The 20,724-nt window shown below is 65.9% G+C and carries 22 protein-coding genes; 11 read left to right on the top strand and 11 right to left on the bottom strand.

The genetic code is table 11. The features are described from left to right. Nucleotides 1-6 precede the first annotated feature (6 nt). The 3 genes from GGD66_RS39100 to GGD66_RS39090 all read right to left on the bottom strand — a co-directional run bounded on the left by GGD66_RS39100 (nucleotide 7) and on the right by GGD66_RS39090 (nucleotide 2,255). Nucleotides 7-1,446, bottom strand: a complete 1,440-nt coding sequence (locus GGD66_RS39100; protein WP_183261923.1) for a TolC family protein — start codon at nucleotides 1,444-1,446, stop codon at nucleotides 7-9. A 9-nt stretch (nucleotides 1,447-1,455) separates the two neighbouring features. Then, nucleotides 1,456-1,740: a hypothetical protein gene (locus GGD66_RS39095; protein WP_183261921.1), complete on the bottom strand. Its 285-nt coding sequence runs from the start codon at nucleotides 1,738-1,740 to the stop codon at nucleotides 1,456-1,458. A 74-nt stretch (nucleotides 1,741-1,814) separates the two neighbouring features. Then, nucleotides 1,815-2,255, bottom strand: a complete 441-nt coding sequence (locus GGD66_RS39090) for a hypothetical protein (RefSeq protein ID WP_179734720.1) — start codon at nucleotides 2,253-2,255, stop codon at nucleotides 1,815-1,817. A 225-nt stretch (nucleotides 2,256-2,480) separates the two neighbouring features. On the opposite strand from GGD66_RS39090, the gene GGD66_RS39085 reads away from it, so the two are divergent. After that, nucleotides 2,481-3,668, top strand: a complete 1,188-nt coding sequence (locus GGD66_RS39085; RefSeq protein ID WP_183261919.1) for an MFS transporter — start codon at nucleotides 2,481-2,483, stop codon at nucleotides 3,666-3,668. Here the strand turns inward: GGD66_RS39085 and GGD66_RS39080 are convergent. Further along, nucleotides 3,665-4,072 carry a DUF4864 domain-containing protein gene (locus GGD66_RS39080; RefSeq protein WP_183261917.1) on the bottom strand — a complete coding sequence of 136 codons (408 nt, stop codon included), beginning with the start codon at nucleotides 4,070-4,072 and terminating at the stop codon, nucleotides 3,665-3,667. The two genes, GGD66_RS39085 and GGD66_RS39080, sit on opposite strands and share 4 nt — an antisense overlap. A 66-nt stretch (nucleotides 4,073-4,138) precedes the next feature. After that, entirely contained in the window at nucleotides 4,139-4,777 is a 639-nt protein-coding gene (locus GGD66_RS39075) for a TetR/AcrR family transcriptional regulator (RefSeq protein ID WP_183261945.1), read from the bottom strand. 252 nt (nucleotides 4,778-5,029) lie between these two features. Here GGD66_RS39075 and GGD66_RS39070 point away from each other — a divergent pair, with 252 nt between their 5' ends. Genes GGD66_RS39070 through GGD66_RS39060 form a run of 3 tightly spaced genes read left to right on the top strand, consistent with a single transcriptional unit; the run spans nucleotide 5,030 to nucleotide 8,833 of the window. After that, nucleotides 5,030-5,527: a (2Fe-2S)-binding protein gene (locus GGD66_RS39070; RefSeq protein WP_179734714.1), complete on the top strand. Its 498-nt coding sequence runs from the start codon at nucleotides 5,030-5,032 to the stop codon at nucleotides 5,525-5,527. Continuing rightward, nucleotides 5,524-6,579, top strand: a complete 1,056-nt coding sequence (locus GGD66_RS39065; protein ID WP_183261915.1) for a xanthine dehydrogenase family protein subunit M — start codon at nucleotides 5,524-5,526, stop codon at nucleotides 6,577-6,579. Before GGD66_RS39070 ends, GGD66_RS39065 begins: the two co-directional genes overlap by 4 nt. After that, nucleotides 6,572-8,833, top strand: coding sequence for a xanthine dehydrogenase family protein molybdopterin-binding subunit (locus GGD66_RS39060; RefSeq protein WP_183261913.1), 2,262 nt, complete (start codon nucleotides 6,572-6,574; stop codon nucleotides 8,831-8,833). Before GGD66_RS39065 ends, GGD66_RS39060 begins: the two co-directional genes overlap by 8 nt. 382 nt (nucleotides 8,834-9,215) lie before the next feature. Here the strand turns inward: GGD66_RS39060 and GGD66_RS39055 are convergent, their stop codons facing one another. Next, nucleotides 9,216-9,764, bottom strand: a complete 549-nt coding sequence (locus GGD66_RS39055; protein WP_008561958.1) for a cupin domain-containing protein — start codon at nucleotides 9,762-9,764, stop codon at nucleotides 9,216-9,218. 148 nt (nucleotides 9,765-9,912) lie between these two features. Between GGD66_RS39055 and GGD66_RS39050 the strand changes: the two genes are divergently transcribed. Further along, nucleotides 9,913-11,241, top strand: coding sequence for an aspartate aminotransferase family protein (locus tag GGD66_RS39050; RefSeq protein ID WP_177236993.1), 1,329 nt, complete (start codon nucleotides 9,913-9,915; stop codon nucleotides 11,239-11,241). 70 nt (nucleotides 11,242-11,311) lie between these two features. Next, entirely contained in the window at nucleotides 11,312-12,577 is a 1,266-nt protein-coding gene (locus GGD66_RS39045) for a D-amino acid dehydrogenase (RefSeq protein WP_183261911.1), read from the top strand. Nucleotides 12,578-12,732: 155 nt separating this feature from the next. On the opposite strand, the gene GGD66_RS39040 is transcribed toward GGD66_RS39045, so the two are convergent. After that, entirely contained in the window at nucleotides 12,733-13,377 is a 645-nt protein-coding gene (locus tag GGD66_RS39040) for a helix-turn-helix domain-containing protein (protein WP_183261908.1), read from the bottom strand. A 179-nt stretch (nucleotides 13,378-13,556) separates the two neighbouring features. Here GGD66_RS39040 and GGD66_RS39035 point away from each other — a divergent pair, with 179 nt between their 5' ends. Genes GGD66_RS39035 through GGD66_RS39020 form a run of 4 tightly spaced genes read left to right on the top strand, consistent with a single transcriptional unit; the run spans nucleotide 13,557 to nucleotide 17,027 of the window. Then, nucleotides 13,557-14,315 (top strand): ABC transporter substrate-binding protein, encoded by a 759-nt coding sequence (locus tag GGD66_RS39035; RefSeq protein WP_183261906.1) that lies wholly within the window; start codon nucleotides 13,557-13,559, stop codon nucleotides 14,313-14,315. A 31-nt stretch (nucleotides 14,316-14,346) separates the two neighbouring features. Further along, nucleotides 14,347-15,000: an amino acid ABC transporter permease gene (locus GGD66_RS39030; RefSeq protein WP_183261903.1), complete on the top strand. Its 654-nt coding sequence runs from the start codon at nucleotides 14,347-14,349 to the stop codon at nucleotides 14,998-15,000. Then, entirely contained in the window at nucleotides 14,997-15,728 is a 732-nt protein-coding gene (locus GGD66_RS39025) for an amino acid ABC transporter ATP-binding protein (RefSeq protein ID WP_183261901.1), read from the top strand. The genes GGD66_RS39030 and GGD66_RS39025 overlap by 4 nt, the downstream gene beginning before the upstream one ends. Nucleotides 15,729-15,740: 12 nt before the next feature. After that, the gene (locus tag GGD66_RS39020) at nucleotides 15,741-17,027 is read left to right on the top strand and encodes an FAD-binding oxidoreductase (protein ID WP_183261899.1); all 1,287 of its coding nucleotides are present in this window, start codon (nucleotides 15,741-15,743) and stop codon (nucleotides 17,025-17,027) included. A gap of 55 nt (nucleotides 17,028-17,082) precedes the next feature. On the opposite strand, the gene GGD66_RS41885 is transcribed toward GGD66_RS39020, so the two are convergent. Both GGD66_RS41885 and GGD66_RS39010 read right to left on the bottom strand, forming a co-directional pair. Beyond that, a complete protein-coding gene (locus tag GGD66_RS41885) occupies nucleotides 17,083-17,313 on the bottom strand; it encodes a hypothetical protein (protein WP_179734483.1) in 231 nt (76 codons plus the stop codon). 157 nt (nucleotides 17,314-17,470) lie between these two features. Further along, the gene (locus GGD66_RS39010) at nucleotides 17,471-19,060 is read right to left on the bottom strand and encodes a gamma-glutamyltransferase family protein (RefSeq protein ID WP_183261897.1); all 1,590 of its coding nucleotides are present in this window, start codon (nucleotides 19,058-19,060) and stop codon (nucleotides 17,471-17,473) included. A gap of 120 nt (nucleotides 19,061-19,180) precedes the next feature. Here GGD66_RS39010 and GGD66_RS39005 point away from each other — a divergent pair, with 120 nt between their 5' ends. Further along, nucleotides 19,181-19,954, top strand: a complete 774-nt coding sequence (locus GGD66_RS39005) for an enoyl-CoA hydratase-related protein (RefSeq protein WP_183261895.1) — start codon at nucleotides 19,181-19,183, stop codon at nucleotides 19,952-19,954. 144 nt (nucleotides 19,955-20,098) lie between these two features. Here GGD66_RS39005 and GGD66_RS39000 read toward each other — a convergent pair whose 3' ends face one another. Then, nucleotides 20,099-20,275: a hypothetical protein gene (locus GGD66_RS39000; protein ID WP_018316954.1), complete on the bottom strand. Its 177-nt coding sequence runs from the start codon at nucleotides 20,273-20,275 to the stop codon at nucleotides 20,099-20,101. Nucleotides 20,276-20,284: 9 nt separating this feature from the next. Then, the gene (locus GGD66_RS38995; protein ID WP_018316955.1) at nucleotides 20,285-20,518 is read right to left on the bottom strand and encodes a DUF6894 family protein; all 234 of its coding nucleotides are present in this window, start codon (nucleotides 20,516-20,518) and stop codon (nucleotides 20,285-20,287) included. Nucleotides 20,519-20,724 lie beyond the last annotated feature (206 nt).

The raw sequence follows: 20,724 nt of genomic DNA, 5'->3' as shown, positions 1-20,724 counted from the left end.
TCCATCTCAGTGGCCGCCGTCGGCAGGCGCTGCCGCGGCAATGGTGGTTGAAGTGTCGCCGCCCGCAGCAGGCGCGCCGCCGCCATTGACGGCGGTCTGCAGGTCGGACTGGGCGAGGAAGAATCGTTGCCGGGCGTCGATCGCGCCGCGCAGCGAGGCCAGACGCTGTCGTGCTTCGGTGAGCAGCGCAAAGATGTCGACCTGCATGCTGGAGAAGCGGAGCTGCATCTCCTCGGTGATGATCTTGCGCAAGGGGATGATCTCGCGCTGGTAGTGGCTGGCGATGTCGTAAGTGGATCGGTAAGTCCGATACGCATCGCGCGCCTCCGAGCGCACGTTCACGGCGCGCTCGGTCAGGCGGTTGAAGGCGAGATTGTAGATCTCTGCCGCCTGTCGCATCCGCACCTCGCCGCCGTCGAAGATCGGGATCTGGAACTGGACGTCGAAGCCGCGTTCGCGGAACGGCGCGCCTTCGGGATCCCTGGTGCGGCGGGAGATGCCGGCGAGATCGAGCAGCGTCACGAAGCGGGTCGCCTCGGTGAGGTTCAGCGACTTCGCCAGCGCCGTCAGCTCCAGCCGGGCGATCTGCAGATCGATGCGATGGGCCACCGCATCGGCCTCGATCGAGGGCAGTGCCTGCGGCCGGCGCGGCAGCGGCGGCAATTGATTGGGCAGACGGAAGTCGAGGCCGCCGTCCCACAATCCCATCAGCCGCGCGAGCCTTTCGCGCGCGCTCGTCGCCGCCTGGCGCGCGGTGGCGAGGTCGGCGGTGGTCTCGGCGTAGAACACCTGCTCGCGGGCCTGGTCGAGCTTGTTGAGCGAGCCGGTCTCGCCGAGCTTGACCGCAAGCTGTGCGGTCGATTCCGCCGTCGCCTTCGCATCCGTCAGCAGCGCCACCATCTCGTTGCCGGCGACAGCGCGCACGTAAGTGCCGCGGACGTCGGCGGCGAGCCGCAAGGTCGCCAGCGCCGCGCGCAGCTGCGCCTGGCGGAATCGGTCGCGGGCAATGTCGGAGCGGAACGGCAGGGTGGCGAGCGCAAGAATGTCGCCGACCACCTGGCGCTCGATCTCGCTGGCGCCGTTGCCTGAGATCCGCGAGATCGAGAACACGGGATTGGGCGGCAGGCTCTGCTCGACCAGATCGGTCTCGGCCAGCGCCAGCTCGTTATAGGCGGCTTGCAATCCCTTGTTGTTGAGCAGTGCGATCTGAACGGCGGCCTCCACGCTCAGCGCCCGCGACAATAACTGGCGAACGCGCGCGTCAACCGCGCCCGCTCCCTCGGGCGTGCGCACGAAGGCGACATCCTTGTTGATGGTCTGGCTCGTCAGCTCTGAGACATCAGTCATGCCGCTGTCGGGCGAGAACGCGGCGCAGCCGGCAAGTCCGGGTGCGCCAAGGCCGAGCGCGGCGAGAACGAGCAGGCTTCGCGCGAATTGATGGGTCATGGCGCGCTCCTACCGGTCTTGCTTCGGCCGCGGCGCGACGGCGTCGTTGCGGTCGCGCCACGGCGCCGGCGCTGCAGGCCGCAGGCTGGTGTAGGGCGCAATGGTCGACCGATAGCCGACAGGCGCGACCTTCGCCGAGGGATCGGCGGGATCGGCGCCGGCGACTAGCGTCGTTGCCGGGGTGCAGCCGGACAGCGCCAGCGCCATCACGGCCAGCAACGGCCAATGGAATCGAAAGTGTCGTCCACCCACCGCGGATGCGGCGGCGAACTTCGCCCCGGAAAGCGTAAGCATGATTCATCCCTGATCTGAAAGACCACAGGTCCGCGCGCGCAAAAGCGCGCACAGCCCGAAATCGTCGTGTCAGATCAGGCGATGGGAGGACGGTAGTGCAGGGGCGGCGCCGCGCTGTGCAGGCTGGCCACGATCTCGGCCGCACAGGTGGACATTGGCTGGACCGGCGTCGCGACGACCGGCAGATCGGCCGGCAACGCGCTGACGCACATCATCGCACAGCAGGGGCCGACTGTTCCCTTGCCGCCATGGTCATGCTGAGCCGGCGCGTCCTGCTTGGCTTGGTGATGCGCGTGCACCCCCGCGTGGTCGTGCGATGCGCCGTCGTGCGCATGACCCGCCGCCATCTGATGATGGACTGGTGCGGGATCTGCCAGCAGGGCCTCATCAAGGCACGGCGCCGGGCCGCTGCCCAAGGCGAGGCTTGCGGCCGGCGCGAGCACGCAGAACAGATAGGCGAGGGCGATGATCCGCCCCACCCTGATCCGCATCGCTCGTGTCAAACGCAGCAACATTCCGCCGACATGTGTTCCGCGCGGCGATTTGCTCACGCAGATTGCAAACTAATCGCAAAACGCGCGTTCGCCAAGAACTTATTACCGCAGTGCACCGCGCATGCCCAATATCGCGCCACGATGCTTGACCGCAAGGCGATCCGCGAACATGTTCCGCGCGTGCACGCGCCCAATCATCCAGGACAAAGCTCTGATTCATTCAGCCCTGATTCCCGTCAGGCCTGGATGCGGCTGCTTATTGCGCTTGTGATCGGCTCGATCGGCGCCGTCGGCATGTGGGCGGTCGTGGTCGTGATTCCCGTGGTGCAAGCGGAATTCGGTGCCACACGCGGCGCGGTGTCGCTCGCCTTCACGCTGATGATGTTCGGTTTCGGGCTTGGCGGCGTGATCGCCGGCAAGATCACCGACCGGTTCGGCATCGTGCCCGCGATGGCGATCAGCATCGCCTTCCTCGGCGTTGCCAATGTGCTCGCGGGGCTGTCCGCGCATCTCTGGCAGTTCGTGGCGGCGTATTTCCTGATCGGCCTCGGAACGTCGGCGACCTTCGCGCCGCTGATGGCGGAGGCCTCGCACTGGTTCGAGCGTTATCGCGGCCTTGCCGTGACCATCGTCGCCAGCGGCAATTACTTCGCCGGCACGATGTGGCCGCCGATCGTGAACTGGGGCATGCAGGAGGTTGGCTGGCGTCACACCCATATCGGCATCGGCATCGTCTGCGTCAGCCTGATGACGTTGCTGGTGCTGGTGTTGCGTGCGCAGATGGGCGACGACAAGGTCCAGGATCACGCCAATGCGCCGCCGCCGCGCGTCGACCTCAAGCTCTCGACCAACACGCTGACGGTGCTGCTTTCGATCGCCAGCATCTCCTGCTGCGTCGCCATGGCGATGCCGCAGGTGCATATCGTCGCCTATTGCGGCGATCTCGGCTATGGCGTGGCGCGCGGCGCCGAGATGCTGTCGCTGATGATGGCCTGCGGCATCGTCAGCCGGATCGGCTCGGGCTTCCTCGCCGACAAGATCGGCGGCATCCGCACACTGCTGGTGGGATCGGTGGCGCAGGGCTTCGCGCTGGTGTTCTATCTGTTCTTCGACAGCCTCGCCTCGCTGTATCTCATCTCCGCGATGTTCGGCCTGTTCCAGGGCGGTATCGTGCCGAGCTATGCCATCATCGTGCGCGAGGCGATGCCGGCGAGCGAGGCGGCGACGCGCGTCGGCATCGTGATCTTCGCCTCGGTGTTCGGCATGTCCTTCGGCGGCTGGGTGTCGGGCATCATCTTCGATGCCACCGGCTCCTACGCCGCGGCGTTCGCCAACGGCGTGGCGTGGAACGCGCTCAATATCGGCATCGTCGTGTTGCTGTTGATCCGCTCGCGGATGAAGTCGGTCAGGACCGGACCTGGCTTCGCAACCTAAACCGCCTGTCCCGCCTTCAGCAGCGAGCAGCCGGTGATCTTGTAGTTGCCGTCGGCCTGCTGTTCGAGCGTGTAGAGCGCTTCCCAGGCTTCGCCATTGGCGTCGATAATATGAACGCGCTGTGCAATCCAGCTGCCTTCGCTCTTGCTCTCGCCAAATTCAAAACTCTTGTGCCGGTAGACCGGCGCGTAGCCGCTTTGCACCATGGCCATGAAGATGTCCGGCGCGGGAAAGATCTCCCGGATCGCCGGCGCGGCAAAGGAATAGGCCGCGCTCGCATCGTCGCGGGCGAAGGCCTGCTCCTGGGCCCGGATCACGCCCTGCGCCGCGGCAACATCGTCCGCGAGGGCTGCGGTGGAGCTGAAGACAATGCTGATAGCGACGAGCAAGGCGGCAATGCGCATGACAGGCTCCGCGTTGAAATCCCGGCAATGCTGATCCTAGCATGACCTCAGGGAAATACGGGCGCGCTATCGCTTCCGTTTCACCGCGGGCTTGGCTGGCTTGGCCGCGCGCGCCTTGGTCTTGGCAGCGGATTGCACCCGCAATCCGTCGACGAACACGTCGAGCAGGCGCAGCACCGAGGATTGCCATCCCGGCTGATCGTGTATGTAGCACATCCCGAAAAACGCCCGCAGCAGGTCCTCCGGGCTGATATCGGCGCGCATCTGGCCGGCCGCGACCGCGCGCTCGAGCAGCGAGCCGATCGCCTTGGTCAGCCGGTCCATGGAGAAAACGGCAAGTTCCGACGAGCTCTGATACGCCAGCGCCAGCGCGGCTAACATGCCTTTCTTGGTGGCAACGAATTCGACGGCGGACTGCAGCCAGCGCCGCAGCGCCTCGACCGGATCCTTGGCGCTTCGCAGATGCTCGGCAAGCTCGCTGAGCTGCTCGACCTCGCGCCGGTACACCGCCTCGAACAGATCCTCACGCGTCGGAAAATGCCGATAGAGAGTGCCGATGCCGACGCCGGCGCGCTTGGCCACGGCCTCCAGGCTCGCCTCCGGGCCGCCGGCGTTGAACACGGCCTTGGCTGCTTCGAGCACGCGCTCGCGATTGCGCACGGCATCGGCGCGGGGCTTCCGGGTCTGGTCGGTGTGGTCGTCCATATCAGGCAATGTAGATCACGAATTGGTTAGATTGAACCCTCGTTGAACCCTTGCCGGGCTGCATCGCGTTGGAGGCGCACGGGGTTTTGACCAATTCCAATATTTTTCCACTGGCCCTTGTTAAGCGGAGGGAGCCTCCGTATCTTCGCCTCGATGTTGGCCGGCTTCTGCCCGGTCAATTTGGATCGACGGCGGCCACGACGGTGGCGCGCTGCGCGATCACTCATGTCCAAATCTGATCGAGAGCCTTGTATGAACCACTCCATCAGCCTCACCGTGAACGGTGCGCGGCGCGACTTCGTCCTCGACGATCCACGCGTCACGCTGCTCGATCTCCTGCGTGAGCGCCTCCATCTCACCGGAACCAAGAAGGGATGCGACCGCGGCCAGTGCGGCGCCTGCACTGTTCTGGTCGACGGCAAGCGCATCAACTCCTGCCTCGCGCTCGCGATCAGTCATGACGGCGCCGACATCCTCACCATCGAAGGCATTGCGCGCGGCGACCAGCTGCACCCCGTGCAGGCCGCCTTCATCGCCCATGACGGATTTCAGTGTGGCTTCTGCACGCCGGGTCAGGTCATGAGCGCGATCGGCATGATGCGCGAAGGCCAGGCCGGCAACGATCCCGAACGCATCCGCGAATGCATGAGCGGCAATCTGTGCCGCTGCGGCGCCTATGCCGGCATCGTCGATGCCGTGCTCGATGCGCAAGGACAGATGGACGAAAGCGATCAGAGGCGCTCCGCATGAGACCGTTCGATTACGTCAGGCCTGCCACCGTCACTGAAGCGGTTGCCGCCGCTGCCCAGCCGGGCGCGGTCTATCTCGCCGCTGGCACCAATCTGCTCGATCTGATGAAGGGCGGCGTCAGCCGTCCGGATCGTCTCGTCGACGTCACGCATCTCGATGGGCTCGACGGCATCGAGCGCCTCGCCGATGGGTCCTTGCGCATCGGTGCGCTCGTCAGCAACGCCGATCTCGCGCATGATGCGGACTTTGCAAGGTCCTATCCCGCCGTCGCCGAAGCCCTTCTCTCCGGGGCATCCGCGCAGTTGCGCAATGCCGCGACCGTCGGCGGCAATCTGCTGCAACGGACGCGCTGCGCGTATTTCTACGACACTGCCAGCCGCTGCAACAAGCGCGAGGCCGGCAGCGGTTGCGATGCGCGTGAAGGTGAGAACCGCACCCACGCGGTGCTCGGCTGGAGCGAGAGCTGCATCGCCACGCATCCCTCCGATTTCTGCGTGCCGCTGGTCGCGCTCGGTGCGGTCGTCGAGATCGAGGGGCGGGCGGGCCAGCGCGAGATCGCGCTCGACGAGCTGCATCGCCTGCCAGGCGATACGCCCGAGCGCGAGTCCGCGCTCGAGCCGAGCGATCTCATCGTTGCGGTGCGCCTACCGCCGGTTGCGCGCGAATTTGCCCCGCATGCGCGCTACCTCAAGGTCCGCGAGCGAACCTCCTACGCCTTCGCGGTGGTCTCGGCCGCTGCTGCGTTGCGGATCGAGAACGGCAGGATCGCCGAAGCGCGGCTTGCGCTCGGCGGTGTCGCCGCAAAGCCCTGGCGTGCCAGAGCTGCCGAAGACGTTCTCAAGGGCGTCGCGCCCACGGCCGATGCTTTCCAGGAAGCCGCCTGGCGTGCGCTCACCGACGCAAAACCGTCCGGCGACAACGCCTTCAAGATCGAGCTCGCACGCCGCATCGTCGTGCGCGCGCTGACCCTCGCTGCCGCCGGTACGCCCGCGCGCCTGCCGGCGCTGCCGGCCTCTCCCTTTGCCTCGACATCAGGAGCCATCCATGCCTGAGCTCAACCTCACCAGCGCACCCGCCCATCTGCGCCACGGCTCTAATATCGGCCAGCCGCTGACCCGTCGTGACGGCGTCCTCAAGGTCACGGGGCAGGCGACCTATGCTGCCGATAATCATCCGCCCGGCATGCTGTTTGCGGTGATCGCGACCTCCAGCATCGCGCGCGGACGTGTGGCGTCGCTCGATGTCGCCGCCGCCAAGCGCCATCCCGGCGTCGTCGATGTCATGACGTCCGACCACAAGCCACCCCTCGCCATCGACCCCGAGATCAAGACTAATCCCTTCGTGTTTCGGATGGAGGCTTTGCAGAGCAACGAGGTCCGCTACGCCAATCAGCCGATCGCGGTCGTGATCGCCGAGACGCTTGAAGCCGCGACGGAAGGTGCCGCGCTGCTGGCGCCGCGCTATGAGACGCTGCCTGCGCTCATCGGCCTCGATGCCGGCGAGAGTTTTGTGCCGCCCGTCGTCGGCGTCGGCAACCCCACCGAAAATCACCGCGGCGATGTCGAGGCGGGCCTTGCCTCGGCCGAGACGCAGATCGACGCGACCTACGAGACGCCGCCGCAATATCACAACGCGATGGAGCCGCATGCGGTCGTGGCTCACTGGGATGGCGACAAGCTGTCCGTGGACATGCCGACCCAGGGCCTGAAGCTGTCGCTCGCGCGCATCGCCGAGCTGTTCGGCATTGCGCATGACAAGATCCACATCCGCAGCCCGTTCCTCGGTGGCGGCTTCGGTTCGAAGGGGCTCATGGGCGGCCCGCCGGTCCTCGGCATCATGGCGGCGAAGCTGGTCGGCAAGCCGGTCAAGCTGGTGCTGCGCCGTGAGCAGATGTACGGCCCGGTCGGCCATCGCGCGCCGACGCGCCAGCGCCTGCGCATCGGTGCCGACGGAGAGGGGCGCCTCACCGCGCTCGATCACCATGCGCGGACCGTATCGAGCACGTTCGACGATTTTTACGAGCCCGCGGCCGATGCCTCGCACACACTCTATGCGGCGCCTGCCATCCGCACCTCGCATGACGCCGTGCGCGTCAACACCGGCACGCCGCTGTTCATGCGCGCACCCGGTGAGGCGACCGGCTCGATTGCGCTGGAGAGCGCGATCGACGAAATGGCGTGGGCCTGCGGCATCGATCCGCTTTCCTTCCGCCTGAAGAACTATGCCGAGGTCGAGCCGATCACGGGAAAACCGTTCTCGTCAAAGGCGCTGCGGGCCTGCTACGATCAGGGCGCGGCGCGCTTCGGCTGGGCGAAGCGTCCGCTGCAGCCGCGTCAGATGCGCGACGATGCCGGCCTGCTGGTCGGCTGGGGCATGGGCACGGCGACTTTCCCGGCGCTGATGTTCCAGGCCGAAGCACGCGCGGCGATCCGCCGCGACGGCTCGGGCGTGATGGAGATCGGCGCGCACGACATGGGGCAGGGCGCCTGGACGGCACTGGCGCAGATCGCGGCCGACGCCGTCGGCCTCGATGTCGACCGCGTCACGTTCAAGGCGGGGACATCGGACCTGCCCGATGCCGGCATCGCCGGCGGCTCCGCGCACACCGCAACCGCGGGTGCGGCGATCCACAGCGCGGGCGCGGCCGTGATCGCAAAGCTCGCCGATCTCGCCACCAATGACGAGCGCTCTCCGCTGTTCGGCGCCGGCAATGCCGGCGTGATCGCGCGTGACGGCAGACTGATCCGGCGCGATGACGAGAGCCGCGGCGAGAGCTATGCCGAGATCCTCGCGCGCGCCGGCGTCGCCGAGGTCGAGGGGCACGGCACCGGTGCGCCGAACCCTGCGGCGATGGAGGAATATGCCATGCATGCCCATGGCGCGGTGTTCGCGGAAGTGAAGGTCGATCCCGAACTCGGTCAGGTCCGCGTCACCCGCATGGTCGGGGCCTTTGCCGCCGGGCGCATCGTCAACCCGCGTATGGTGCAAAGCCAGCTGTTCGGCGGCATGATCTGGGGCCTCTCCTTTGCGCTGCACGAGGAGGCCGTCACCGACCGCCGCAGCGGCCGGATCATGAACGCCAATCTCGGCGAGTACCACGTTCCCGTGAATGCCGACGTGCCGCCGCTCGACGTGATCACGGTCGAGGAGCCCGACCCGCACGTCAATGCGCTCGGCATCAAGGGCGTCGGCGAGATCGGCATCACCGGCAGTGCCGGCGCGGTCGCGAACGCGGTCTGGCATGCGACTGGCGTGCGCGTCCGCAAATTCCCGATCCGGATTGAGGAGTTGCTGACGCAGCGTTGAGGCGGTAGGCGGAGCGAGGCCCGCTCGCTCTGCGGCGGACGATCAGTTCATCATCCTGCGGAGAGCCTTGATCTGCTCTTTCTGCACTTCGATGTATTTCGCGATGGCCTTGCGCAGCTCGCGCGAACGGAGCTTGTCGGTGTCGCGCAGGACTTCGTCGAGCGCGGCTTCCGCATTGGCAAGAGTGGTCTTCGCGAGCCCCTGTTACGAAGCGGCCCCGGAGTACCCAGGAGTCCGGGGCCATAACCTCAGCACCTCTAAGCCAGGCTGCTCGGCTACGGTTCGTAATATATAGCGGTCCGGCGCGCGGAAATTGAGATGGCTCAACCACCGTAAGATACCGGTGGCCGCCCGGAACCTTCCGGATGCGACTGTTCGCGATTCAGAACGTCGGCGGCGTGCAGGCCGAGATCACCTCGCACGGTTTGCCGCCGACGCAGCGGAAACGGTGCGGGCGGCGGCTCTCGAAATAATAGGCATCGCCCGGATTGAGGATGCGCCGCTCGTCTTCGACGGTGACTTCGAGCTTGCCCGAGATCACGATGCCGCCTTCCTCGCCGTCATGGACGAGGTGGACGCGCCCGGTGTCGCTGCCGGGCTCGTAGCGCTCTTTCAGGATCTGCAGGCTGCGGCCGAACAGATTGTCGCCGATCTGCCGATAGGAGATCGGCTTCTTGCCGACTTCGGTCAGCTCCTCGGCGCGGTAGAAGATCTTGCGCCTCGACTCCGGCTCCAGCGCGAAAAACTCGGCGAGCCCCATCGGGATGCCGTCGAGGATGCGCTTGAGGGCGCCGACCGAGGGGTTCATCTGGTTGGATTCGATCAGCGAAATCGTCGAATTGGTGACCCCGGCGCGCTTGGCCAGCTCGCGCTGCGACAGCTTGTGGCGCGCCCGGATGAATCGCAGCCGTCCACCGATGTCGACGCTCATAGCCAAGTCCTGTGTTGCAGGTGTTGCGGATCGCGCAAATATGGACCGGCAGCCCCAGCGAAATCAATGGCTTGCAGGTCACCAGAAAAGGACTTGTTGCGCTTTTGAAGCCGTGGCTCTGCTAGAGGGTCAGCAAAGGAGCGCGGCCGTGACCCTTCATCAGATTCCGAACACTATCAAGACCGACTCGTTCTGGATGCCGTTCACGGCCAATCGGCAGTTCAAGAAGGCGCCGCGCCTGTTCTCCTCGGCCGAGGGCATGCACTACACCACCGTCGACGGCCGCAAGGTGATCGACGGCTCCGCCGGCCTGTGGTGCGTCAATGCCGGCCACGGCCGCAAGCAGATCGCCGCCGCAGTCGAGCGCCAGCTGATGACGCTGGACTTCGCACCGTCGTTCCAGATGGGCCATCCGCTGGCCTTCGACTTCGCCGAGCGCCTCGCCGAGATCGCGCCGAAGGGCCTCGACCGGATCTTCTTCACCAATTCCGGCTCCGAATCGGTCGACACCGCGCTGAAGATCGCGCTCGCCTATCACCGCGCCAACGGCCAGGCGAGCCGCACCCGCCTGATCGGCCGTGAGCGCGGCTATCACGGCGTCGGCTTCGGCGGCACCTCGGTCGGCGGCATGGTCGCCAACCGCCGCGCCTTCGCCACCCTGCTGCCGGGCGTCGACCACATCCGCCACACCCACGATCTCACCCGCAACGCCTTCGCCAAGGACCAGCCCGAGCACGGCGCCGAGCTCGCCGACGATCTCGAGCGTCTGGTGGCTCTGCACGGCGCCGAGACGATCGCTGCCGTCATCGTCGAGCCGGTGCCCGGTTCGACCGCGGTGCTGCCGCCGCCGAAGGGCTACCTGCAGCGCCTGCGCGAGATCTGCGACAAGCACGGCATTCTCCTGATCTTCGACGAGGTCATCACCGGCTTCGGCCGCCTCGGCACGCCGTTCGCCGCCAACTTCTTCGGCGTCACGCCTGATATGATGACCACCGCCAAGGGCATCACCAACGGCACCATTCCGTGCGGCGCGGTGTTCGCGCATCGCAAGGTGCATGACGCCATGATGATCGGCCCGGAAAACGTCATGGAGCTGTTCCATGGCTACACCTATTCGGCGCACCCGACCGCCTGCGCCGCCGGCATTGCGACGCTCGACATCTACAAGGATGAAGGCCTGCTGACGCGCGGCGCCTCGATCGCCGACTATTGGCGCGATGCGCTGCATTCGCTGAAGGGCCTGCCCAACGTCATCGACATCCGCAATTGCGGGCTGATGGGCGCGGTCGAGCTGTCGCCGCGTGACGGTGCGGTCGGTGCGCGTGGCTACGACGTCATGGTCGACTGCTTCAATCGCGGGCTGTACTTCCGCATGAGCGGCGATTCCTTTGCGCTGTCGCCGCCGTTGATCGTCGAGAAGAGCCACATCGACGACATCGTGTCGATCCTGGGTGACGCCATCAAGCGGGTGGCCTGATAATTGCTCTCGCCGTTGCGAGTTGTTTCCTTGCAGCGGCGAGCGTGATGCCGCGGGAGTTTGACCAAGCGTGAAAGTTCTGATCCTCGGCAGCGGTGTCATCGGTGTCACCTCTGCCTACTACCTTGCGCGTGCCGGCCACGAGGTGACGGTCGTCGACCGTCAGCCCGAGCCGGCGCTGGAGACCTCTTTCGCCAATGCCGGCGAAGTGTCGCCCGGCTATTCCTCGCCCTGGGCCGGCCCCGGCGTGCCGGTGAAGGCGGTGAAGTGGCTCCTGATGAAGCACGGCCCGCTGGTGATCCGGCCGAAGCTCGATCCGGTGATGTGGGTCTGGCTGCTCAAGATGCTGCGCAACTGCACCAGTGCGCGTTACGCGGTCAACAAGAGCCGGATGATCCCGATCGCGGAATACAGCCGCGATTCCTTGCGCGATCTGCGCCGCGACATCGGCATCCAGTATGACGAGCGCTCGCAAGGCACGCTGCAGCTGTTCCGTTACCAGGCCCAGCTCGACGGCACCGCCGAGGACATCGCCGTGCTCAAGCAATATGGCGTGCCCTTCGAGGTGCTGAGTCGCGAGGGCTGCATCGCGGTCGAGCCGGCACTCGGCGGCGTGAAGCAGAAGTTCGTAGGCGGGCTTCGCTTGCCGCAGGACGAGACCGGCGACTGCCACATGTTCACGCAGGCGCTGGCCAAGCATGCCGAGGCGCTCGGCGTGCGCTTCATGTTCAACACCTCGATCGACCGTATCGTCACCGACGGCGCGCGCGTCAGCGGCGTCGCGACCAGCGCCGGCATGTTGCAGGCTGATGCTTACGTGCTCGCGCTCGGCAGCTGGTCGTCGCGGCTGGTTGCGCCGCTCGGCATTTCGCTGCCGGTCTATCCGGTGAAGGGCTATTCGATCACGGTGCCGATCAAGGAGGCCTCCGGCGCGCCGGAATCGACCGTGATGGATGAGAGCTACAAGGTCGCGATCACGCGGCTCGGTAATCGCATCCGGGTCGGCGGCACTGCCGAAATCTCGGGCTATTCGGACAAGCTCTACGACGCGCGCCGCGCCACGCTCGATCATTCCTTGACCGATCTGTTTCCGCGCGGCGGCGATCTCGCCAAGGCGACGTTCTGGAGCGGCCTGCGTCCGATGACGCCGGACGGCCCGCCCGTGATCGGCCCGACGCAATTCGCCAATCTCCACCTCAACACCGGCCACGGCACCCTCGGCTGGACCATGTCTTGCGGTTCGGGTCGCGTGCTCGCCGACATGCTGTCGGGCAAGAAGCCGGACATCGACGTGAGTGCGCTGACGGTGGACCGGTATAAGCACCGGTTTGGGTGATCTCTTCGCCTCTCCCCGCGTGCGGGGAGAGGCCGGAATTTGCATAGCAAATTCCGGGTGAGGGGGAGCCTCCGCGAGTCTCACTCTGACCGCTTGCGCGGAGAGGGCCCCTCACCCCGATCCTCTCCCCGTAAGAACGGGGAGAGGGAGAGCGGTCACCCCGCTCCCGTCACGCAATTCACCCACAGCACCATGGCCTTCGCATCCTGCGCCGGATTGGAAAACCGGTGTGGCCGGCGGCTGGCAAAGCGAAAGCTGTCGCCGGTCTTCAGCGACCAGGTCTCGCTGTCCACCGTCAGCATCATCTCGCCTTCGAGCACGAGGCCGGCCTCTTCGCCGTCATGGGTGTAGAGCTCGTCGCCAGTGGAGCCGCCGGGCTCCAGATGCACCAGGAACAGATTGAGCTTGTTGTCGGCGCTCGCCGGGCTGAGCAATTGCTTGGAGACGCCGGTGCGCCAGAGCTTCAGCTCGGGCCGCTGCAGCCCACGCGTCACCACCTGATCGGAGGTGCCGTCGGCGCTCGGGCTCGCGCCGAACAATGCAGCGATGCCGACGCCGAGCACGTCGGCGAGCGTCGCCAGCACGCGCAGCGATGGTGACGACAGGCCGCGCTCGATCTGGCTGAGAAAGCCGATCGACAGGTCCGTGCGCGCCGCGACCGTTTCCAGCGAGAATTGCCTGCCGCGCCGGAGATCCCTGATGCGGCGGCCGACCGCGACGTCCATCGCGGGCTCGGCGGATTTGGCGACGGCTTTGGTCTTCACCCTCTTCACCGGCTTTATCGCGGCCGGTCTGCGCATTCTTTTGCCACCGCTCACGTCAAACCGCTTCCTTCATGTGCATGAAAACCACTTGCATCATCCGCGAAAGTGTGACCAAATTTTCATATTGGTGAAAATAGGCCGAAACGGCTCGGCTCGCAACGTCTGATCACGACACCTGCGAGCGCCGCCATCGGCCAGACCCAAAGGGGGATGCGATGAAGCGTTTTGGTCTGGCCGCGGTCGCGGCGCTCGCACTGGCAGCCGTGGCGCCCGCTTCGGCGCAGCAGGTACTGAAGGTCGGCTCGACGCCGACAGGCATTCCCTTCACGTTCCTGGACACCAAGACCAACACCATCCAGGGCATCATGGTCGATCTCGTCACTGAAGTCGGCAAGGACGCCGGCTTCAACGTGCAGATTGAGCCGATGCAGTTCTCGGCGCTGATCCCGTCGCTGACCTCGAGCAAGATCGACATCATCGCGGCCGCGATGTTCATCACCGCGCCACGCAAGGAGGTCGTCGACTTCTCCGATCCGATCTACACTTACGGCGAAGGCCTGGTGGTGCCGAAGGCCGACACCAAGGCCTACGCTACGCAGGACGACCTCAAGGGCGAGACCGTCGGCGCGCAAGTAGGCACCGCCTTCGTCGATGCGCTGAAGAAGTCCGGCCTGTTCGCCGACGTGAAGGCCTACGACACCATTCCGGACATCCTGCGCGACGTGAACACCGGTCGCCTCAAGGCCGGCTACGCCGATTATCCGATCCTCGCCTACAATCTGAAGCAGGGCGGCTTCCCCGAGGTGCGGCTTGTCGACGGCTACAAGCCAGTCACCGTCGGTTCGGTCGGCATCGGCGTGCGCAAGGGCGAGAGCGCGCTGCTCGGCAAGATCAACGCCTCGCTGGCCAAGCTGAAGGCCAACGGCACCATCGACAAGATCCTCGATAAATGGGGCCTGAAGGCCCAGGGCTGATCGATAAATCCGGATCGATGAAGGCTGCCCGATGAAAGGCTTCTGGCGCGACGCCGTCGAGTTCTTCCCGATCCTGATGAACGGCGTCGCGCTGACGATCGTCGTCACCGTGGGCTCGCTGCTGCTCTCGACGGTGCTCGGCCTGATCTGGGCGATGATGCGGGTGTCCGGCATCAAGGCGCTGTCGATGATCAGCGCCAGCCTGATCAATGTGATCCGCGGCATCCCGATCATCGTGCTCTTGTTCTATCTCTACTTCGTGATGCCCGATCTCGGCGTCACGCTGTCAGCCTTGCAGGCTGCGATCCTCGGGCTCGGCATCGCCTATTCGGCCTATCAGGCGGAAAACTTCCGCGCCGGCATCGAGGCGATCGACAAGGGCCAGATCGAGGCGGCGCAGTCGATCGGCATGGGCTGGTGGCTAACCATGCGCCGCGTGGTGCTGCCGCAGGCGGTGCGCATCGTGCTGCCGCCTTACGGCAACGTCCTGATCATGATGCTGAAGGACTCTTCGCAGGCCTCCACCATCACGGTCGCCGAGCTCGCGTTGCAGGGCAAGCTGATCGCGTCCTCGACCTTCAAGAACACCAGCGTGTTCACGCTTGTGGCGCTGATGTACCTCACCATGAGCATTCCGCTGATCCTGCTGGTTCGTCACTTCGAGAAGCGGGCCGGCAAGCGATGATCGAGCTGAAAGACGTCCACAAGAGCTTTGGCGAGAATGAGGTGCTCAAGGGCATCACGGCCTCCGTGCAGAAGGGCGAGGTGGTCTGCATCGTCGGTCCCTCCGGTTCCGGCAAGTCCACCATCCTGCGCTGCATCAACGGGCTCGAAAGCTACGACCGCGGCGAGATCAGCGTTGAGGGCCTGAAAGTCGATCGCGATGCGCCGTCGATCGTGAACATCCGCACCCAGGTCTCGATGGTGTTCCAGCGCTTCAATTTGTTTCCGCACCGGACGGCGCTGGAGAACGTGATCGAGGGGCCACTCTTTGTGAAGAAGGAGCCGCGTGCCCAGGCGCTGGAGCGCGGCCGCGCATTGCTTGTCCAGGTCGGGCTTGCCGAGAAGGCCGATGCGCATCCGCCGCAGCTCTCCGGCGGCCAGCAGCAGCGCGTCGCGATCGCGCGGGCGCTCGCCATGCAGCCCAAGGCGATCCTGTTCGACGAGCCGACCTCGGCGCTCGATCCCGAACTCGTCGGCGACGTGCTCGGCGTGATGCGCAAGCTCGCCGACGACGGCATGACCATGGTCGTCGTCACTCACGAGATGGGCTTTGCCCGCGACGTCGCCGACCGCGTGCTGTTCATTGACGGCGGCGTCATCGTCGAGCAGGGGCCGGCCAAGGCGCTGCTAAACCAGCCCCAGCATCCGCGCACGCAGGATTTTTTGCGGCGTGTGCTGCATCCGCTTTGATTGGTCTTTGCCATGCCTGCGCGCCTGCCTCTGCCGCCCTCGCTCTATGCCGACACCGCCGTCGCGCCGGCCGCCACGCCGCCGCTCGATACGGACAGGAATGTTTCGGTCGCGATCGTCGGCGGTGGTTACACCGGCCTGTCCACGGCGTTGCATCTGGCGGAGCAGGGTGTCGAGGCGCTGGTGCTGGAGGCGCAGGAGCCGGGTTGGGGCGCGTCCGGCAACAATGGCGGCCACACCAATCCCGGCCTGAAGCACGATCCTGATCAGATCGAGGCGGACTTCGGCGCAGACCTCGGCCGCCGCATGATCGAGTTCGCCTACGGCACCACGAATTTCACGCACGATCTGATCCGCCGCTACCAGATCCCGTGCGAGGCACGTCAGAACGGTACGCTGCGCGCGGCCTATCACGAGGCCAGCGCTGCCGCGATCAAGACGACCGCTCAGCAATGCATCCGCCGCGGCATGCCAGTGACATATCTGAACCGCGAGCAGCTCCGCGAGATGACCGGCACCGACCGCTACATCGGCGCCATGCTGGATGCGCGCGGCGGCGATCTGCATCCGCTCAGTTATGCCCGTGGTCTCGCACGCGCCGCGGTCTCGGCCGGCGCGAAGGTGCACGGCGAGACGCCGGCGCTGTCACTGCGCCGCGATGGCAGCCGCTGGCGCATCGAGACGCCGCGGGCGGTGGTTCATGCCGACAAGGTCCTGCTCGCCACCAACGGTTTTACCGACGATCTCTGGCCGGCGCTCCGCCGCACAATCGTGCCGGTGTTCTCCTCGATCGCGGCCACGGCGCCGCTCTCCGATGCGGCGGCCCGCGCGATCATGCCGACGCGGTCCGTGCTCTACGAGAGCGGCCACATCACCGTCTATTACCGCATCGACCAGCACAATCGCCTCTTGATGGGCGGCCGCGGCCCGATGCGCTGGATCAAGTCGCCGTACGACGTCGCCTATCTCATGCGCTATGCCGAGCGGCTATGGCCGCAGTTGAAAGGCGTTGCCTGGACTCACGGTTGGAATAGCCGGCTCGCCATCACCGCGGATCATTACCCCCATGTGCATGAGCCGGCCGAAGGCATCCTGATCTCGCTCGGCTGCAACGGCCGCGGCGTCGCGCTCGCGACCGCGATGGGCGCGCAGCTCGCGCGTCGGCTGATCGGCGGGGCCAAGGCGGAGATCGACATGCCCATCACGGGCATCAAGCCGATCCCGATGCACGCCTTCTGGCCGGTGGGTGTGACGACCGCCGTGATCGCCGGCCGCATACGGGACCGGCTCGGCATGTGAAGAAGGCGCCGCCCGGTCAGGAGCGACGCCTTGCATCATAGATAGATATAGGACGTCAGCAGCGGCCCTGTTTCCACAGGCCGGGCGGGCACCCGTGACCGCGCCAGCCGACCTTGCGCCCGCGCGACCATCCGGGTGGTGAGCCGTGGTAATGATGGCCCATCGAATGACCATGACCATGGCCGTGCCCATGTCCACCACCATGCCCGCCCTTGGCCAGGGCAGGACTGGTGAATGTGAATCCGGCTGCAAGGATCAGCGACGCGGCGAGCGCAAGTTTCTTCATATGTCCTCCACTGGGGCGAGCGCACTTGTCCATTCAATCAACGAACGGCCGGTAGGTAAGTTCCCTGCGAATGTGGAGGAGTCGTGACGCTCGCGCAGATGCGTAATCGCGCGAGAACTCAACGCGCGCTGGCACAATCCCGCATTGATCGATGCGCTCAGGCTTCCGCCACCGCGTCGGCCCAGGGCTGGAAGATCTCGACCGCACCAAAATTCGTGTCGCCCTCGCGCATCACCACGCTCGGGCAGGCGAATTTTTGCGGCAGCGTCTGCACGCGGGTCTCTTCATAGTCGAAGCGCGAGCCCAGCGTCTTGCGCACGTCCTCCGGCAAGCGAGCATCGCCGATCACCACCGCGCCCTCGCTGGCGTCGATGCGCGGCTGGTGGATGGCGGCATCGAGGCCCATGCCGAAATCCATTGCGAAGGAGACGAGCTGCATCACCGAGGGCAGGATGCGGCGGCCGCCGGAGGCGCCGACCGCGAGCCGCTTGCCGTCCTTAGTCTCGGCGATGACGGGCGTGTAGTTGCAGAGGCAGCGCTTGCCGGGCGCGAGCGAATTGGTGGTGCCCGGCGTCGGATCGAACCACATGATGCCGTTGTTCATGGTGATGCCGGTGTGCGGCGTCACATATCTCGAGCCGAACGACGAGAGCAGCGTCTGCGTCACCGCGGCGATGTTGCCGTGGCGGTCGACCACGGAGAAATGCGTGGTGCAGGCGGGAGCCAGATATTCGGCACCGAGCGAGCGTTTGCCGTCGGCATCGCCCATGTCCTTGAGCCGCTCGCGGAAGGCCGCCTGCAGAGCGAGCGCATATTCGACATAGGCAGCCGCGTCCGGCGCGCTTGCCGGCGTCAAGCTCTGCTGCAACAGGCGCAGCGCGTGCGCCATGGTGGGCCCGGCCGTGAGCTCAGGCGTCGCATAGACCTTGCCGCCGCGATACGGGATCGCCAGCGGCTCGCGCAGATGCGCGCGGAAGGCGGCGAGGTCCTCGACCGACAGCGAACCGCCATCGGCCTTGATGTCGGAGGCGATGCTCCTGGCGAGATCGCCCTGGTAGAAATCGCGCGGTCCGGCCTCGGCGAGATGCGACAGCGTCGCTTTCAGCGTGTCCTGCGGCAGTCGCGTCTCGGCCTTGATGCCCCATGGCGCGCTCGGCGGCAGCCCATCCTTCAGGAACGCCGCCGCGCTGGCGGGATAGCGCCTGAGATCGGCGGCCGAGCCCGAGATCGTCACCGTGGTCCACCAATCGACCAGCAGGCCTTCGCCGGCGAGCCTGGCTGCCGGCGCGACCAGATCCTTCCACGGCATTTTGGCGTAGCGGCGGTGCGCCTCTTCCATCCCGGCGACGACGCCGGGCACGGCGATCGAGCCGGGGCCGTGGATGTTGCGATCGTCCTTCACCCGCGGCCAGGGGAAGAGATCGGACGCAGCGCCTTCGCCGCTGAGCGGATAGTCGGCAACGCGCAGGCTCTGCGGCGCACACATGCCGTAGTCGATCACCTCGTAACGATTTTCCTTGGCGCGGTAGAGCACCATTGCACCGCCGCCGCCGATGCCGCTGTTCCAGGGCTCCACCACATTCAGCGCCATGGTGGTTGCGACGATCGCGTCCACGCAGTCGCCGCCCGCCGCCAGCACCTGCGCGCCCACTTCGGCCGCCCGCCGCGATTGCGAGGCGACGATGCCGCCCTTGGAGCTGACGGCGGGTTTGCGGATGGTTTGGTTGAGGCTGAACTGATGAGGCATGATGTCGTCTTGATCTCTGTTGTTCTGGCGTTGCTGTGCTGGCGCGGAAGCTCGGCATTGGCTGATGTTGCGAAGGATGGCACATTGCCGCCAACGAGAAAATCCAAAGGGAGACGCGACATGGCTGGTGTGAAACAGGCGCGGGATGGCGCGGTCGGAATCCTGACGCTGGACGAGCCGGCGAGCCTGAATGCGATGACGCCGGACCTGCTCGGTGCGCTCGCCGCCGCCATCGGCGAGATGTCGCAGGACGAGGGTATTCGAGCCCTGATCCTCACCGGCGCGGGGCGCGGCTTTTGCTCAGGACAGAATTTGAAGGCCTCGGAAGCGCTGGGTGAGGATCTTGCTGCCGGCGTCATGCGGTTCTACTGGCCCGCCTTCAAGGCGCTTCGGGAATGCCGCGTGCCCGTCGTCGTCGCCGTTAACGGCGTCGCGGCCGGCGGCGGCTTCAGCCTGGCGATGGCCGGCGACATGATCGTGGCGGCGCGGTCGGCGAGCTTCATCCAGGTGTTCAGCCGCATCGCGCTGGTGCCGGATCTCGGCTCGACCTGGCTGTTGCCGCGGCTGATCGGCCGCCAGCGCGCCCTCGAGCTGATGCTGCTGAACGAGCCGCTGACGGCCGAACGCGCCCAGGAGATCGGCCTGGTGCGGCAGGTCGTCGAGGATGCAAAGCTGATGGACGAGGCGCTGGGTCTGGCGCGCCGCATCGCCGAGGGACCGACCCGCGCTTTGGTGGCAACGCGCCTGCTCGTCGAGGAGAGCGAGCATGCGACCTACGAGGCGCAGTTCCGCCGCGAGATCGAACTCCAGGCGGTGATCCGCAAGAGCGCCGACGCCCTTGAGGGGCGCAACGCCTTCGTGGAGAAGCGCAAGGCGAGATTTACGGGGAGGTGAGGTGGGGCACGCTTGCCCTGCTCGTCATGCCAGGGCTTGCCTCGGGCATCCGTCTTTGGCCCACGCCCCAAAACGTAGATGGCCGGGACAAGCCCGGCCATGACGAAGGAGAGACGGAGATTGGAAGCCGCGAGGCCTCAGCGCTCAGAGCGAGCGGTTCAGCCGGCTGGCCTGATACTTGGCGCGCCATTTGGGGCCCGGCCCGCGCATGTAGTGCAGCTCCGGGCGGTAGGGGTCGCCCGCGACCCTGATCAGCGTCTGCCATTTGGCGGCGACGAAGTTCACGGGCTGGCGGAACAGGCTCAGTGAAGCGAGCAACATGACATCACCTCAATGCGGCTTGCCGAGCATGGCGGTGAAGGGAAGATCGAACAGATCCTCGCCGTCGGAGCCGCTGACATGGATCACCCAATCGCGCCAGTCTTCAGCGCCGGGCGTCTGGATCATCGAATTCATGATCTGGGAGGCACGGTCGCGCGCCTCCGTGAGATTGGAGACGGCGGCGCCGTAGCGGTCGATCAGCGTGCCCTCGGTGTTGGAGCAGTGAAAATAGACCTGGACCATATGCGCCTCCTGGCGGGAGTAACTTGGATGGCAAATCGATACCACCCGAAGCCTTCGCGAAACATTCGGGTCGAGCCCGGTAAGGGAATCTACGGATATTGGTCGGCTCAGAGGTCGTTACAGGTTTAATCACAGGCGAGTGATGTTCGGCTGGACGGCGTTCGGACGGCATGAAACAGCTGTTTCGCGGGAAATCTTGGGGGCCG

It is taken from the genome of Bradyrhizobium sp. CIR48, from assembly GCF_014198315.1.
Taxonomy (GTDB): domain Bacteria; phylum Pseudomonadota; class Alphaproteobacteria; order Rhizobiales; family Xanthobacteraceae; genus Bradyrhizobium.
This window is presented reverse-complemented; position numbering and strand designations above follow the sequence as displayed.

Excerpts from the sequence above, each read along its gene's own strand:
- GGD66_RS39100 (WP_183261923.1), bottom strand. The coding sequence starts at position 1,446 with ATGACCCATCAATTCGCGCGAAGCCTGCTCGTTCTCGCCGCGCTCGGC.
- GGD66_RS39095 (WP_183261921.1), bottom strand. The coding sequence starts at position 1,740 with ATGCTTACGCTTTCCGGGGCGAAGTTCGCCGCCGCATCCGCGGTGGGT.
- GGD66_RS39090 (WP_179734720.1), bottom strand. The coding sequence starts at position 2,255 with ATGTTGCTGCGTTTGACACGAGCGATGCGGATCAGGGTGGGGCGGATC.
- GGD66_RS39085 (WP_183261919.1), top strand. The coding sequence starts at position 2,481 with ATGCGGCTGCTTATTGCGCTTGTGATCGGCTCGATCGGCGCCGTCGGC.
- GGD66_RS39080 (WP_183261917.1), bottom strand. The coding sequence starts at position 4,072 with ATGCGCATTGCCGCCTTGCTCGTCGCTATCAGCATTGTCTTCAGCTCC.
- GGD66_RS39075 (WP_183261945.1), bottom strand. The coding sequence starts at position 4,777 with ATGGACGACCACACCGACCAGACCCGGAAGCCCCGCGCCGATGCCGTG.
- GGD66_RS39070 (WP_179734714.1), top strand. The coding sequence starts at position 5,030 with ATGAACCACTCCATCAGCCTCACCGTGAACGGTGCGCGGCGCGACTTC.
- GGD66_RS39065 (WP_183261915.1), top strand. The coding sequence starts at position 5,524 with ATGAGACCGTTCGATTACGTCAGGCCTGCCACCGTCACTGAAGCGGTT.
- GGD66_RS39060 (WP_183261913.1), top strand. The coding sequence starts at position 6,572 with ATGCCTGAGCTCAACCTCACCAGCGCACCCGCCCATCTGCGCCACGGC.
- GGD66_RS39055 (WP_008561958.1), bottom strand. The coding sequence starts at position 9,764 with ATGAGCGTCGACATCGGTGGACGGCTGCGATTCATCCGGGCGCGCCAC.
- GGD66_RS39040 (WP_183261908.1), bottom strand. The coding sequence starts at position 13,377 with ATGCGCAGACCGGCCGCGATAAAGCCGGTGAAGAGGGTGAAGACCAAA.
- GGD66_RS39035 (WP_183261906.1), top strand. The coding sequence starts at position 13,557 with ATGAAGCGTTTTGGTCTGGCCGCGGTCGCGGCGCTCGCACTGGCAGCC.
- GGD66_RS39030 (WP_183261903.1), top strand. The coding sequence starts at position 14,347 with ATGAAAGGCTTCTGGCGCGACGCCGTCGAGTTCTTCCCGATCCTGATG.
- GGD66_RS39025 (WP_183261901.1), top strand. The coding sequence starts at position 14,997 with ATGATCGAGCTGAAAGACGTCCACAAGAGCTTTGGCGAGAATGAGGTG.
- GGD66_RS39020 (WP_183261899.1), top strand. The coding sequence starts at position 15,741 with ATGCCTGCGCGCCTGCCTCTGCCGCCCTCGCTCTATGCCGACACCGCC.
- GGD66_RS41885 (WP_179734483.1), bottom strand. The coding sequence starts at position 17,313 with ATGAAGAAACTTGCGCTCGCCGCGTCGCTGATCCTTGCAGCCGGATTC.
- GGD66_RS39010 (WP_183261897.1), bottom strand. The coding sequence starts at position 19,060 with ATGCCTCATCAGTTCAGCCTCAACCAAACCATCCGCAAACCCGCCGTC.
- GGD66_RS39005 (WP_183261895.1), top strand. The coding sequence starts at position 19,181 with ATGGCTGGTGTGAAACAGGCGCGGGATGGCGCGGTCGGAATCCTGACG.
- GGD66_RS39000 (WP_018316954.1), bottom strand. The coding sequence starts at position 20,275 with ATGTTGCTCGCTTCACTGAGCCTGTTCCGCCAGCCCGTGAACTTCGTC.
- GGD66_RS38995 (WP_018316955.1), bottom strand. The coding sequence starts at position 20,518 with ATGGTCCAGGTCTATTTTCACTGCTCCAACACCGAGGGCACGCTGATC.